General features: G+C 65.3%; 12 protein-coding genes. 5 read left to right on the plus strand and 7 right to left on the minus strand.

Features of this window, described 5'->3' with window-relative positions; genetic code table 11:
* Positions 1-55: 55 nt before the first annotated feature.
* On the plus strand, positions 56-979 hold the full coding sequence (locus tag U1H99_RS24805) for a LysR family transcriptional regulator (protein WP_323144355.1): 924 nt from the start codon (positions 56-58) through the stop codon (positions 977-979).
* A gap of 30 nt (positions 980-1,009) precedes the next feature.
* On the opposite strand, the gene U1H99_RS24810 is transcribed toward U1H99_RS24805, so the two are convergent.
* Together U1H99_RS24810 and U1H99_RS24815 are read right to left on the minus strand one after the other, a co-directional pair.
* Positions 1,010-2,263 (minus strand): DEAD/DEAH box helicase, encoded by a 1,254-nt coding sequence (locus tag U1H99_RS24810; RefSeq protein WP_323144356.1) that lies wholly within the window; start codon positions 2,261-2,263, stop codon positions 1,010-1,012.
* A 111-nt stretch (positions 2,264-2,374) separates the two neighbouring features.
* Positions 2,375-2,503, minus strand: a complete 129-nt coding sequence (locus tag U1H99_RS24815) for a hypothetical protein (RefSeq protein WP_323144357.1) — start codon at positions 2,501-2,503, stop codon at positions 2,375-2,377.
* Between the two features lie 168 nt (positions 2,504-2,671).
* On the opposite strand from U1H99_RS24815, the gene U1H99_RS24820 reads away from it, so the two are divergent.
* Positions 2,672-3,217, plus strand: a complete 546-nt coding sequence (locus U1H99_RS24820; RefSeq protein ID WP_323144358.1) for a hypothetical protein — start codon at positions 2,672-2,674, stop codon at positions 3,215-3,217.
* Between the two features lie 109 nt (positions 3,218-3,326).
* Positions 3,327-4,634 (plus strand): NAD(P)/FAD-dependent oxidoreductase, encoded by a 1,308-nt coding sequence (locus tag U1H99_RS24825; protein WP_323144359.1) that lies wholly within the window; start codon positions 3,327-3,329, stop codon positions 4,632-4,634.
* Positions 4,635-4,693: 59 nt separating this feature from the next.
* Here U1H99_RS24825 and U1H99_RS24830 read toward each other — a convergent pair whose 3' ends face one another.
* A complete protein-coding gene (locus U1H99_RS24830; RefSeq protein WP_323144360.1) occupies positions 4,694-5,425 on the minus strand; it encodes a sensor histidine kinase in 732 nt (243 codons plus the stop codon).
* A 211-nt stretch (positions 5,426-5,636) separates the two neighbouring features.
* On the opposite strand from U1H99_RS24830, the gene U1H99_RS24835 reads away from it, so the two are divergent.
* Positions 5,637-6,089: a hemerythrin domain-containing protein gene (locus U1H99_RS24835; protein WP_185748536.1), complete on the plus strand. Its 453-nt coding sequence runs from the start codon at positions 5,637-5,639 to the stop codon at positions 6,087-6,089.
* Positions 6,090-6,150: 61 nt separating this feature from the next.
* On the opposite strand, the gene U1H99_RS24840 is transcribed toward U1H99_RS24835, so the two are convergent.
* On the minus strand, positions 6,151-7,767 hold the full coding sequence (locus tag U1H99_RS24840) for a response regulator (protein ID WP_323144361.1): 1,617 nt from the start codon (positions 7,765-7,767) through the stop codon (positions 6,151-6,153).
* 263 nt (positions 7,768-8,030) lie between these two features.
* Between U1H99_RS24840 and U1H99_RS24845 the strand changes: the two genes are divergently transcribed.
* Positions 8,031-8,477, plus strand: coding sequence for a hypothetical protein (locus U1H99_RS24845; protein WP_323144362.1), 447 nt, complete (start codon positions 8,031-8,033; stop codon positions 8,475-8,477).
* 191 nt (positions 8,478-8,668) lie between these two features.
* Here the strand turns inward: U1H99_RS24845 and U1H99_RS24850 are convergent, their stop codons facing one another.
* The 3 genes from U1H99_RS24850 to U1H99_RS24860 all read right to left on the minus strand — a co-directional run bounded on the left by U1H99_RS24850 (position 8,669) and on the right by U1H99_RS24860 (position 13,885).
* Positions 8,669-9,682: a diguanylate cyclase domain-containing protein gene (locus tag U1H99_RS24850; RefSeq protein WP_141829200.1), complete on the minus strand. Its 1,014-nt coding sequence runs from the start codon at positions 9,680-9,682 to the stop codon at positions 8,669-8,671.
* 142 nt (positions 9,683-9,824) lie between these two features.
* Positions 9,825-12,806, minus strand: coding sequence for a hybrid sensor histidine kinase/response regulator (locus tag U1H99_RS24855; RefSeq protein WP_323144363.1), 2,982 nt, complete (start codon positions 12,804-12,806; stop codon positions 9,825-9,827).
* A gap of 242 nt (positions 12,807-13,048) precedes the next feature.
* On the minus strand, positions 13,049-13,885 hold the full coding sequence (locus U1H99_RS24860; RefSeq protein ID WP_323144364.1) for a response regulator: 837 nt from the start codon (positions 13,883-13,885) through the stop codon (positions 13,049-13,051).
* Positions 13,886-14,180 lie beyond the last annotated feature (295 nt).

A 14,180-nucleotide genomic window follows, 5' to 3' on the forward strand; every position in this document is an offset into this window, starting at 1 on the left:
GTAAGCCCGCTAAAATCCATCCAACAAATAGCGCGAATACAGCAATATACAAAATATGGATTTCAAAGGGATCGACCTGAACCTCCTGGCGGCATTCCAGGCATTGATGGACGAGCGCAACGTGACGCGCGCCGCGGCCAAGGTGGACGTCAGCCAGCCGGCGATGAGCGCTGCGCTGGCGCGCCTGCGCAAGCTGTTCAATGACCGCCTGTTCCAGCGCAGTGCCAACGGCCTGTTGCCGACGCCGCGCGCCTACGAGATCGCGCAACCCGTCGCCCGCGCGCTGGGGCAGATCGAGGCGCTCCTCGCGCCCGCCGCGCCGTTCGCGCCGGAGACCGCGTCGCTGACCTTCACCCTGGGCATGGCGGACTACCCGGCCTTCGTGCTGTTGCCGCGGCTGCTGGGCGAGCTGGCGCACACGGCGCCGCATGTGCGCCTGGACGTGCATGGCTTCGGGGGACGCGACGAAGCGGTCGCGCTGCTGGATGCGGGAAAGATCGACGTGGCGATCGGGGTGGCGCCCACGGTGCCGGAAAGCCGCATCCTGAGCCGCGAGCTGTTCCGCGACGAGTTCGTGACCCTGGTGCGGAAAGAGCATCGCGCGAGCCGCGGGAAACTGGACCTGGATGCCTACCTGGCGATGCGCCATATCCTGGTGTCGCCGGAAGGGTCGAAACACGGCGTCGTCGACCAGGCCCTGGCGGACCGGGGACTGGAGCGCACCGTGCAGGTCACCTTGCCCTACATGTTTGCGGTGCCTTCGTTATTGCAGCAGACACCGCTCGCCGCGATCCTGTTGCGGCGGGTCGCCCTGCATTCGGCCCAGGCCGCGGACCTCATGATCTTTCCGCCGCCCGTGCCGCTGCCGCCGATTTCGTTTCACCTGATCTGGCATCGGCGCAACGACGCCAACCTGGCGCAGGGCTGGCTCAGGGACACGATCGTCCGCCTGGGTGCCGAGCTCGAGGCCGCGCCCTGATCCGCCGGCGCCGCTCGGCCCGGCGCCGGCTTATCGCCGGAAGCGCACGTCTTCCTGTACCACCTTGGCCTCGCCCTGCGCCAGCTTGGCCTTTTTGGGTTTCTTCGGCTTCTTGACGATCTGCCCGGCCGCATTCGTCTGCGGCACCCGGTGCTCGGGCTCGAAGCCGTCTTCGTCCTTGCGCTGCAGGGGCTGCTTCGTCAGCATTTCGATGGCGGCCAGCTGCAGCACCTCGTCGGCGCACACCAGCGATACCGCCTCGCCCGAAGCGCCGGCGCGGCCGGTGCGGCCGGTTCGGTGGACGTAGTCTTCGGCCACGATCGGCAGGTCGACGTTGACCACCACCGGCAGCTCTTCGATGTCGAGACCGCGCGCGGCGACGTCGGTGGCGACCAGCACCCGCACTTCGCCGGCCTTGAAGCGCTCCAGCGCGCGCAGGCGCGCCGGCTGCGGCTTGTCGCCGTGGATCGAGTCGGCGGCGATGCCCTTGGCGGCCAGCAGGTCGACCAGCTGATCGACGCCCTTGCGGGTTTTGACGAAGGCCAGCACCTGGCGCCAGCCGTGTTTTTTCAGCAGGTGCAGGAACAGCTCGGACTTGCGTTTCTTGTCGACCGGGACGATCCACTGCTTGATCGCCTTGACCGTGGTGTTGCGCGGCGAGGCTTCGATGCTGACCGGATCGCGCAGCAGCTTATCGGCCAGTACGCGGATGGCGTCGGAGAAGGTGGCCGAGAACAGCAGGGTCTGGCGCTGCCTGGGCAGCAGGGCCAGCACCTTGTCGATGTCGCGCGAGAAGCCGAGATCCAGCATGCGGTCGGCTTCGTCCAGCACCAGGGTCTGCACGCCGTTCAGGCGCAGCGCGTTCTGGTTGACCAGGTCGAGCAGGCGGCCCGGCGTGGCCACCAGCACGTCGACGCCTTTGCGCAGCCGCATCATCTGCGGATTGATGCTGACGCCGCCGTAGGCGACCATGGTGCGCAGCGGCAGGCTGGCGCCGTAGGCCTTGAAGCTGTCGTGTACCTGTTCGGCCAGTTCGCGGGTCGGCACCAGCACCAGGCTGCGCGCGCCGTTGCTGGCCGCCTGGCCTTCGAGCACCAGGCGCTGCAGCAGGGGCAGGGCGAAGCCGGCTGTCTTGCCGGTGCCGGTCTGGGCGGCCGCCATCACGTCGCGTCCGGCCAGCACGGCAGGGATCGCCTGCGACTGGACGGCGGTGGGCGCGGTGTAGGACAGGGAGGCGAGGGTGCGGATGATCGGGTCGATCAGGCCGAGCGAGGCAAACGACATGGGCAATCGGGTCTTGCGACAGGTGGGAAAGGCGACAGTGTAACCGGTCGCGCCGGGCAACAGGCATCCTGCCCGCTCATCCGGCGGGAAACAAGACGGCCTGCGCGCGGTTCAAGCAACCGCGGCAGCCGGAATGGCGACCTGTGCGACCGTGGTCGGCTTGACCGGATCGCGCCGGTCCTGGCAGGCACCAAGCAGCAGGCACGCCATTGCAAGCACACTCCAGCGTAGTGTCTTCATGTTGACCTCCATGTCATCCATCCTAGCCCCGGGAGTGAAAAGGCGGCGCACGGCGGGTGGCGGAATATGTGTTCCTTTACAGCCATAACAGTGTGTAAGCATGTGTTGCAAGGTATGGATTGCAATATTTCATTTGCTAAACTTCACACATTCTTGACGAGGTGACCCATGAAATCATTCATCTTCGGCGCGGCGCTGTGCGTCGCCGCTTTCCCGGCCCTGGCCCAGACCAATGTCAGCATCAGCGTCGGCCAGCCCGGCTTCTATGGCCAGGTGGTGATGGGCGACTTTGTGCCGCAGCCGATGCTGTACGCGCCGCAGCCGGTGATCATCGCCCCGCGTCCGCATTACGCCGCGGCGCCGGTTTACCTGCGCGTGCCGCCCGGCCACCGCCACAACTGGCGCCGTTTCTGCGGCCGCTATGATGCCTGCGGCCGTCCGGTGCTGTTCGTGCGCGACGACTGGTACACCAACACCTATGTGCCGCGCTACCGCGACTACCACCACGGTCCGCGCCATGGCTACTACGGTGGCCCGGGTCCGCGCGTGGTCGAGTATCGCGGCCACGGCGGCGGACATGGCGGCGGCCGCTGGGAAGACCGCGGGCGCGGCTGGGACCATGACCGCGGCCACGGCGGCGGACATGGCGGCGGTCACGGTGGTGGGCATGGCGGCGACCACGGTGGTGGCCACGGTGGGGGTCACGGCCGCTGATGTAAGGACAGCGGCGCCAACCGGTTTTCCGCACGGCGTAGTAAACTGACCCTTATCTGGCCCGGCCATCCTTGTCGTGGATGGTGGGGCATTATTTTGGGAGGTTGGTTTGCGAAGTGAAATTGTGATCGTGGGTGGTGGAGCGGGCGGCCTGGAGCTGGCCTGCAAACTGGGACGGAAACTCGGGCCGGGGAAGGTGATGCTGGTGGACAGCCGCCTTTACCATGTCTGGAAACCGTCGCTGCACGAAGTGGCGGCGGGCACGCTGGACATCCACCAGGAGGGCCTGTCCTACCAGATGCTGGCCCACGACCGCGGTTTCACCTTCGTGTATGGCGAAATGACCGCGCTCGATGCGGGCGCCAAGCGCCTGACCGTGGCCCCGGTGACGTCGGCCAGCGACGGCGAGGAAGTGCTGCCCGAGCGTTCCATCGAATACGGTTCGCTGGTGATTTCGGTCGGCAGCACCTCGAATTATTTCGGCGTACCCGGCGCCCGCGAAAACACCATTTCCCTGAATGCTACCGAGGATGCCGAGCGTTTCCGCCTGCGCCTGCTGCGCCTGCTGGCCCAGGCTGAGCGCAGCAAGGAACCGGGCGGCGACGGACGCAGCGGGCTCGACATCGTCATCATCGGCGGCGGCGCTACTGGCGTCGAACTGGCGGCCGAGCTGCGCGAGGCGTCCAGCGTCTATGCGGCCTACGGTTTCAAGAATCTGCAGGTACGGCGCGACGTCCGCATTACGCTGCTGGAAGGCGCGCCGCGCATCCTGGCGCCGCTGCCGGAAAAAGTCTCGGGCGCGGCCCTGCGCCTGCTCGAGCAGCGCGCGATCCGGGTGGTCACCGATTGCCGCGTGACCGCGATCGAGAAATACCAGGTCAGCGACAACGCCGGCCACGTGTATGCGGCCGACATGTGCGTGTGGGCGGCCGGCATCCGCGCCCCCGAATTCCTGTCCGCGCTCGGCCTGCCGACCAACAAGGGCGGGCAGATCGAAGTCGACGGTCACTTGCAGGTGAAGGGTGTGCCCGGCGTGTATGCGCTGGGCGATTGCGCCGCCTGCATCGACGGCAAGGGCAAGCCAGTCCCGCCGCGCGCCCAGGCCGCGCACCAGCAGGCCGATTTCCTGGTCAAGACCTTCATGAACATGGCCAGCGGTTACCCGCCGCAAAAGAATCCGTACGTCTACCGCGACTATGGCTCGCTGGTGTCGATCGGCCACCAGACCACCGTCGGCAGCCTGATGGGCTCGCTGCACGGCTTGAGCTGGTTCGTCGAGGGTTTCATGGCGCGCATGATGTACCTGGGCCTGCATCTGATGCACCACAAGGCGATCCTGGGCTCGGTACGGACCGGGACGATGGCGCTGGCGCGCTTCCTGATTCGCAGGACCACGCCCTTGGTCAAGCTGCACTGACCGTACCAACGATCACCAGCAGGTGACCGTCGCCCCTGCCTTCGCAGGGGCGAGGTGTTTTACGCTGTACGGGGCAGCACCAGCGTCAACGCCGTACCGCCCTCCGGTCCCGGCCGGATCGTCAGCGTGCCGCCCAGCTGGCGCGCCCGTTCGCGCAGCAGGCGCAGGCCATGGCAGTGCATCGACGTAGCGGATGCACCGCTCGGCCCGACGCCGTTGTCGCGCACCGTCAGCATCGCCTGGTCGCCATCGTCGTCCAAGATCACGTCGACTTCGCTCGCCTGGGCATGGGCCAGCACGTTGCGCAAGCCTTCCTCGGCGGCGCGCAGCAGGGCTACGCCCTGGGGACGGGAATAGTCGGGGTCTTCGTCGGGCAGGCTGGCGCGTGCCTTGATGTTGTGCGCGAGGCCCCATTCCGACACCAGTTCAGCAATCGCCGCCTTCGGCCCCAGGAACTCGAGCTTGTCGTTCCAGAGCGTGAGCTGCATCTTGCGGTTGGTTTCGATAATGTTGTTGAGCAGGGTCTTCATCTGCGTGGCGCGGTCGCGCTGTGCCTCCGGCAGATGCTGGGACAGCAGGGCCAGGTGCATGGTCAGCGCCGTCATCGACGAACCCAGGCTGTCGTGCAGGCGGCGCGCCAGCAGGCGCCTTTCCTCATCCCAGCAAGTGGTCATGTGGCCGAGCAATTCGGCCAGTTCGGCGGCGCGGCCGGTGTCGGCGCCGGTGGCGCTATCCTGCTCCGGCGCGCGCGTGGCGTCCGTCTCATCCTGTTGTTGTGCTGGAACTTTCATAAATGCAATCAATTTATGTTTCCATGGATGATACAACAGCTTGGCCGCCGATGGCGCGCATGAAGTTGGCAGTGTGTGTTGCCGTACAGTCTAGCGGGTCGTTTGGGGCGATGCTGAAGGTTCAGGCTGCCCAGCAGCCATCCAACTGAAAGGGAATATCATGACCGCGAAATCGACCCAAGGTACCCAATCCGTCAGCACCAAGGGGGGCATGCCCGGCGCCCAGGACGCCATCGCCCTGCTGACCGCCGATCACCGCGAAGTGTCGGACATGTTCGAGCAGTTCGAGAACCTGAGCGACCGCGCCAAGGCAACCAAGGCCAAGCTGACCGAAAAAATCTGTAACGCCCTGATCGCCCACACCACGATCGAAGAAGAGATCTTCTACCCGGCCGTACGCGAAGCGGTCAAGGATGAAGACATGGTCGACGAAGCCGTGGTCGAGCACGCTTCGGCCAAGGACCTGATCCAGCAGCTGCAGGAAATGAATCCGGACGACGACCTGTACGACGCCAAGGTGAAAGTGCTGAGCGAGCAGATCGAGCACCACGTCAAGGAAGAGGAAGAGGAAATGTTCGAGAAGGCCAGGAAGTCGGGCCTGGACATGATCCAGCTGGGCCAGGAGATGGCGCAGCGCAAGCAGGAGATCCTGGCTACGCTGTAAGCGTCATGCCAGCTCTTGAAACGTGGTCCCCGCCTTCGCGGGGACGACGCGTTAAGGGACGCTAATTCGCTGCCTGACCCGCCGGCTCCGCCAGCTGCTCGAGCAGCGCCTCCAGCTCCACCGGCTTCACCAGATGCAGGTCGAAGCCCGCATCCAGCACCCGCTGCTGGTCTTCGGCAAGTCCGTACCCTGTGAGGGCGATCAGGCGGATCTCGCGCGTCTGCGGCTCGGCGCGCAGGCGGCGTGCCACTTCATAGCCGTCGATCCCGGGCAGGCCGATGTCGACCAGTGCCACGTCGGGCACCTTGTCGCCGGCGATACGCACGCCCTCGAGGCCGTCGCGCGCCTGGAATACCGGGTAGCCGAATGATTCGAGCATGGTCGCCATCATCTCGCGGCCATCGTCATTGTCTTCGATCAGCAGGATGGTTTGCTGGGCGCCGGTACTGGCGCCGCCGGCAGGTTCCTCATGCATGGCCTCCGCATCCGCGCGCGGCATGCGGATCTGGAAGGTACTGCCGCTGCTGTTGCCTTCGCTGCTGGCGCTGACCGCGCCGCCGTGCAGTTCGACCAGGCGCCGTACCAGCGACAGGCCGATCCCGAGGCCTCCCTGCGAGCGGTCGATCGAGATCGCGCCCTGGACGAACACGTCGAACACGTGCGGCAGCAGGTCGGGGGCGATGCCGACGCCCGAATCGCGCACCGTCAGCACGATGTCGCCACCCTCGGCGCCGATGCCGATATCGATGCTGCCGCCGCTCGGTGTGTATTTCAGGGCGTTGTCGATCAGGTTGGTGGCGATCTGTTCCAGGCGCGTGCAGTCGCCGTCCACCCAGCCCGGCTGCAGGTCGGTGCTGATGGTGTAGCCGGCGGTGCGCCCGGTGGCGCGGAAGGTGTCCAGGCAGGCCGCAACCAGGGTCGCCAGGTCGATCCGCTTGCGTGACAGCAGGATCTTGCCGGACATGGCGCGTGACAGGTCGAGCAGGTCGTCGACGATACGCGACAGGTGCTGGGTCTGGCGCTGGATGATCATGCGTGCCCGGCCGCTCGATTCCGCGCCGACGCCGGGCATACCCAGCAGCGACGAGGCGCTACTGATGGCCGACAGCGGATTGCGCAACTCATGGCCCAGCATCGCCAGGAATTCGTCCTTGGCGCTGCTCTTGGCTTCGGCGGCCCGCCGTTCTTCCATCTCGCGCACCAGGCGTTTATTGGTAGCGGTCAGTTCGGTGGTGCGCTGCGACAGCTTTTCGGCCTGGCGCTTGAGCTGTTCGTTCTTCATGGCCAGGGCCACGAACACCTGTACCTTGGCGCGCAGCACCTGCGGAATGACCGGGGTGAACATGAAGTCGGCGGCGCCGCGCTGGTAAGCCTTCAGGCGGTCGATTTCATCGGCCAGGAAGGCGGTGACGAAGATGATCGGAATGTCGGCCGAGCGCGGCCGCTGGTGAATCGCTTCGGCGGTCTCGAAGCCGTCCATGCCGGGCATGTTGACGTCCAGCAGGATGACAGCAAAATCGTTCCGCAGGACCTGGCGCAAGGCATCCTGGCCCGACCTCGCTGACAACACTTCGTAATTGCTTTCGTCTGCCCATTGTTCGAGCAGGCTGGTCAGTGCCAACAAGCTGGCGGGATCGTCATTGACGACGAGAATCTTCGGTTTGTCGGAGTGAGACACGGCTTATGTACTGGGATACAGGACAGGTTTCGCAAACCCCGGAGAATAGCAGAGCTTGCAGTCGCGAAAAATTATTTCACAATAAGAGTTGCAGTTAATCATGATAACACGGTGTCAAGACGTGAAAGTTCAATCGTGCGCGGCCTGCCCCGGGCCATGGTTCGGTGCCGCACATACGTGTCGCATGCCCTTGTGCGATATTGGCAACGTGTCTGATTCAACCGTGTTTATGGACAGACAGGCGCCAACTTGAAAGGACAGACATGAATATTCAAATCATCGTAAACGATACCCATCACGACAAATGCTTCCGCGAACTCGTCAGCGAGCCGGTGACGGCACTGCGCGGCGTCACCCCGCAACAGGCTCAGGCCCTGCGCGATGCTTTCGGCATCACCAGCATCGGCGACCTGGCTGAACTCAAGGTTGTCAAGTGGGCCCGCGCCATCCGCACCATGGCCAGCGCCGAAGCCGAACCGGCTGAATCGGTTGCCAAGGAAACCCTGCTCGACGACGCAGTCGAAATGACCTTCCCGGCAAGCGATCCTTTGTCCGTGGACTCCGGCATCACCCGCATCGAAGTGGCGCCCGAAAAAGTCGACGCCAGCACCGATCACCAGCATGCTACGGCAATCGAAGCGCGCAACGAAGAAACCGTCGGTACCCGTGCGCTTGGACCGGGCGGCGAGCGTAAGGCCGGCGAAGCCTGATTCCACGCTCTGCATCCCGACGGGCGCAGCCATTATTGGCTGCGCCCGTTCTGCTTTCAGATGTCAAGCAGACTTATCTTAATATAGTCTGTTTCCGACGCCGCCTGGCAAAACATTTCCTTACATTGCTCCAATAAAAATGCCCACGCGTAGTGGGCATTTTTGCATGCTCGGGCCGAAGGGCGTCGTGGTCAGCGATGCTGGGCCAGTTCCGCTGGGGCCACCGTCGACGGCGTCGGCAGGGGCGGCTTGACTGCCTGCGCCGCCTGGCGCGCAGCGCTGCCGTTGGCGCAGAAGCGGTTCTTGCCGGCGCGCTTGGCTTCGTACAGGGCGTAATCCGCAATGCTGATCAGCTCGGATACCGTTTCGGCATCGTCCGGGTACATGCTGATGCCGATACTGGTCGACAGCTGCAGCGTGAGGTCGTTGATAAAATAGGGCTCGGACAGCGCCTCGACCAGCTTGGCGGCAGGTCCCTGCGCATCGGCCAGGCTGTGCACGTCGCCCAGCACGACCATGAATTCATCGCCACCCAGACGCGACACCGTGTCTTCCTTGCGCGAATTGGCCAGCAGGCGCTGCGACACCAGTTTCAGGATCTCGTCGCCATAGGCGTGGCCATAGGTATCGTTGATGGCCTTGAACCCGTCCAGGTCCAGGTACATCACCGCTGCCTTGTGGTGGTTGCGGTTGGCGTGCTGCAGCGCGGTCTCGATGCGGTCTTCCAGCAGGCGGCGGTTCGGCAGGCCGGTGAGGGCGTCGTGCAGTGCCAGTTCCTGCTGGGCGCGGCTGTACTGGGCGAGCTCTTTATATAGGAGGCGCACTTCGAGCATGTTGTGGATGCGTTTGTGCACTTCCAGCAAGTCGAACGGCTTGCTGATGAAATCGCGCGCACCGGCTTCGAGTGCGGCGATCTTGAAGCTGGGCTGGGCAGTCAGGGCCAGCACGGGCAGGTAACCACCCTGTTCAATTTCCTTCAAGCCCTTCATGACCTGGAACCCGTTCAGGCCCGGCATCTGCAGGTCCAGCAGGATCAGGTCGTAATTATGCTCCCGATGCAACGGGCAAACCTGCTCCGGCAGCATCGTGGAACTTACGTCGGCGTAGCCTTCCTCCCGCAATATCTCTTCCATCAATTCGATATTGTCCGGCGAATCGTCCACCACCAGGATTTTGGCATTTAAAATGTCTTGTCGGCTCGGCATGCGTACTCTCGTGAAATCAAGGTCGGCATCGTTCAATATCTTACATCGATGCCAACTCAGCGCAACATAAGTAGTCTAGCAAATCACCAAGAATTTCTTGTAGGACAGCATCTCGTGCAAGGGTAGGAGCAGCAGGCTAACTTCAGCGCATGCTGTTCCGTCCCATCGCCGGCGCGGCCGGCCGGTTGACCATCGGCGCCGCCGGACCCACCACCGACGCCACCGTCGCGATCAGTTCGCTCGGTTCCACCGGTTTCGAAATATGCGCCGAGAATCCGGATTCCAGCGCGCGCAGTCGGTCTTCCGAACGCGCAAAGGCCGTCAGCGCGATCGCCGGCACTTCGCCGCCCTGGGCGCGCGGCAGGCGCCGCACCCAGTCCAGCAATTCGAAACCGTCGACTTCGGGCATGCCGAGGTCGCTGATCAGCAATTGCGGCGGCGCTTCGGTGAACAGGTCGATGGCATCGCGCGCGCTGGCGGCAATGCGTACCGTGGCGCCGCAATCGTTCAGGATCCGCTTGATCAATTCGCGCGCATCGCGGTCGTCGTCGACCACCAGTGCATCGACGCCGCTCAGGTCGAGCACCGTCATTTCCGGCGTGCTCGGCGTCGGCAGGATCATGGCGGCACGCGCCGAGCGCGGGGCCGGGGCCTGCTGCTTGGCCAGCGGCAGTTCGATGGTGAAGCTCGCGCCCTGGCCTTCGCCGCCGCTTTCCGCGCGTACGGTGCCGCCATGTTGCTCGATCAGTTGCTTGACGATGGCCAGGCCGAGGCCGAGGCCGCCGTGGCGGCGCGTCATCGAGGCATCCGCCTGGCGGAAGCGCTCGAACACGTGGGTGATGAATTCGGGCTTGATGCCGGCACCGTTGTCGCGCACGGTGATCAGGACGCTGGTGTCAGTGCGGCTGAGGTCGATGTCGACCTGGCCCTCGCGCGGCGTGAACTTGATCGCATTGGACAGCAAGTTCCACACCACCTGCTGCAGGCGCGCCGGGTCGCCGGCCACCATGCCGGGTTCCATAGCGAAGTGCTTCTCGATGCGGATGTTCTTGGCATCGGCAGCCGGACGCACGGTTTCCACCGCGGCGTCGATGAAGCCGGCCGGTGCCACCGTCTGCATGTCGAGCAAGACCTTGCCAGAGGTAATGCGGCTCATGTCGAGCAAGTCTTCGATCAGCTGGGCCTGGGAACGCGCATTGCGCTCGATGGTCTGGAGGCCGCGCTGCAAGTCGTTCTGGTCGCGGCTGCCGCGGCGCAGCACCTGGGCCCAGCCCAGGATCGCCGACAGCGGCGTGCGCAGCTCGTGCGACAGGGTGGCCAGGAATTCGTCCTTCATGTTGCTGACGCGTTCGGCCTCGGCGCGTGCCAGCCGTTCGTTTTCCAGCAGCACCTTGCGCTCGTCGGCGGCGCGCTGGGCCGCTTCGTACAGGCGCGCATTGTCGATCGCCACGGCGGCCTGGGCCGCGATGCCGCGCACGATGCGTTCGGTGCGCTCGCTGAACACGCCCGGCTCGGGGTGGCCGAAGAACATGGTGCCGAGCGCTTCGCCGGAATGGGCGACCACCGGCATGGCCAGATAGCTGCGCAGCGGCGGATGGGCGTTCGGCAGGGACTGGAAGCGGGCGTCGAACAGGATGTCGTCGGAGCGGACGACACCCTGGCCGGCGATGCCGGGCGTGAACAGGCCGCTGGTGCCGGGCTCGCCGAAAGCTTCGAATTCCGCCGGGCTGGCGCTGGACACCGTGAACAGCGAGAACAGGTTGCCACTGCCGCCATGTTCCTGGGGGTGGTACAGGAAGGCGCCGTGGCGCGCGCCGGCGATGTGGGTGGCGGCATCGGTGACCGCCTGCAGCAGCGAGCGCAGGTCGCGCGTCGAGGCCAGCGTGGTGCCGGTGCTGTTGAGCAGCTCCAGTACGTGCGATTCGTCGCGCAGCGCCTGCTCGGCGCGCTTGACCTGGTCGACGTCGGTACTGGTGCCGAACCAGCGCGCCACGTGGCCGTCGCGGTCGCGCACTGCGTTGCCGCGGGTCAGGAACCAGCGGTACTTGCCGTCGACGCCGCGGATCGGGAATTCCATCTCGAACGGCTCGCCGGACTTCAGCGAGGCGCTCCAGCGCTCCATCACGGCCGGCAGCACACTCGGCTCGCAAGTGTCTTGCCAGCCCCAGCCGACCACCTGGTCGGGCGTGGTGCCGGTGTAGTCGAACCAGCGCTCGTTGAACCAGACCATGGCGCCGTCGGCCTGCGCCATCCAGGCCAGCTGCGGAATCGTGTTGGCCAGTGCGCGCAGTACTTCCTCGCTCTGGCGCAACGTGTCTTCGGCGCCGCGGCGGGCGCTGATGTCCTGCACCACGCCGGTCATGCCCAGCAGGCCCTGGCGCTGGGACGGGTTGGCATAGTGGGCGCGTCCGACCAGCGCCACCCAGCGCGCCTGGCCGGCGGCGTCGAGCAGGCGGCATTCGAGTTCGAGGTCGCCGCCGCTGGCGAAGGCATGCGAAACCGCACGGCGCACGCCTTCGCGTTCCTCGGGCTCGAGGCGGGCCCGCAGTTCGCTCCACAGCAGAGGCGTGTCCGCCACCAGGCCGAGGATGGCGGCGGCGCGTTCGCCCAGCAGCACGCGGTCGCTGGCGGCCTCCCAGCGCCAGTCGCCCAGTCCGCCGGCGGCCAGCGCCACCTGCAGGCGGTTATTGCCCAGTTGCAGGGCTTGCTGGTCGGCCTTGCGCCGGTTGATGTCCTGGAAGTACAGGGTCAGGCCGTCCGGCGTCGGATGGGCGCGCACTTCGAACCAGCGCTTCAGCGCCGGGTAGAAGAATTCCTGGATTGCGCTCTCGCGCGTGGCCATGGCATGGCGGTAGACGCCTTCGAGCTGGCTGCCGCCCAATTCGGGGAAGGCATCCCAGAGCGAACTGCCGACCAGGCTGGTGCGGGTTTTCTGCAGCGGCGCCAGCATCTCCAGCGCGCGTCCGTTGATATAAGTGATGCGCCACGCGTGGTCGACCGCGCAGAAGCCGTCGCTCAGGCTTTCGAGCATGTTTTCCATGCGCTCGGTGGCGCGGCGCAGCGCCGCGCGCGTGGCCAGCAATTCCTGCGCCGCGCCGTCGAGGTCCTCGTGCTCCTTGCTCACGGCGCCCCCTTCGGCAGGTGAAAGGTGCGAGCCGGTGCGCCGGGCGGGCAAATGCGGCCGACGGGCTCGGAGGGAAGGGGGGTAATGCCGGTAAGCTCAGTCTGGATCATTGTTCGTGGCTCTGCGCACAGGACGGTCCGCCGCGCGGGGTGCGCAGGCAGTCCCGGCCTGTGCACTTGGCAAGCCGTAGGCCGATTCTAGCCCAGCCCGGGCGCTGGGCTGCACACCGTTGCCGGATGGATTCAAGCGCGGCCCGGCAGTGCGCTGGCGACTTGGTCCAGTGCCTGCTGCAGCTGGTCGAGTTCGTACGGTTTCTGCAGCGAGAGATACGGGAATTCGACGTGGCGCAGCAGCGTGTCGCCGTAGCCCGAAGCGAAGATCACACGCATGCCCGGCGCATCGGCGACCGCGCGCCGGGCCAGGTCGACGCCGGACATGCCGGGCAGACTGACGTCGGTGAACAGCACGTCATAGCGGTTGGCGGCAAGGCGGTCGAGCGCATCGTTCGGATGGCCGACGCCGTCGGCTTCGTGGCCGAAGGCGCGCAGCATCTCGCACACCAGGTATTGCGAATCGAGGTTGTCTTCGACCACCAGGATGTTCAGCGGACCGGCGGCGGCGCTGTCCTGCGGCATCGACAGCGCGGGCTCGACCGCGGCCACGGCGCACAGCACGCCGTCGACTGCGCCACTGGCGCCGCGCACCGGGGTGAAATGCAAATCATAGACGCCACCGGCATCGGCGCCGCCGAAACCGAGATTGCGGTCGGCGGCGAGCGCCGCTTCGCCCTGCCAGGCACGTCCGAGTTCGGCAGGTGCGGCGGCGAGCGGCGGCGGCATCACCGGCGGCACGCTGCCGCCAGGCAGTTTGCCGTACGCGGGCCCGGCCAGGTCGGCATAGGCTTGGTTGAACAGCACCGTCATGTCGCGGCTCCAGACTAGCAGCATCGGCAGCGGCGTATTGAACAGCAGGTCGGCTGCGAGGCGCAACGCCGGCGGCCATGCATCCGGCGTGCCCAGCCGGGACGCGGACCAGTCGAACGAACTCGAGGAAATGGCGGACTTACCGGAAGCTGACATAGCGCGTTATAAATATTGTTATCGTTACAAAAAGAGGATGCATCGTACACTAAAAGCGATGACGGCGGCGGCACGTATGGACTGTGTGGCATGCAGTCGACATTCGCTTGAGGTTGCAAATTTGCGACGAAATATGTCGCAGATTTTGCGGCGCAGCACGCGTGTTGCAGAGCACACGCGATGCATGGGCAAACGAAACCCCATGGCAAAAAAAAAGCCCGCTACGGGAGCGGGCTGAATCTATCCTTGGAGGAGAATAGAGGAGACAGGTTCATAATGCTGCATCGCAAAAAAC

The organism is Massilia phyllosphaerae (genome assembly GCF_034659755.1).
In the GTDB taxonomy this organism is placed as follows: domain Bacteria; phylum Pseudomonadota; class Gammaproteobacteria; order Burkholderiales; family Burkholderiaceae_D; genus Telluria; species Telluria phyllosphaerae.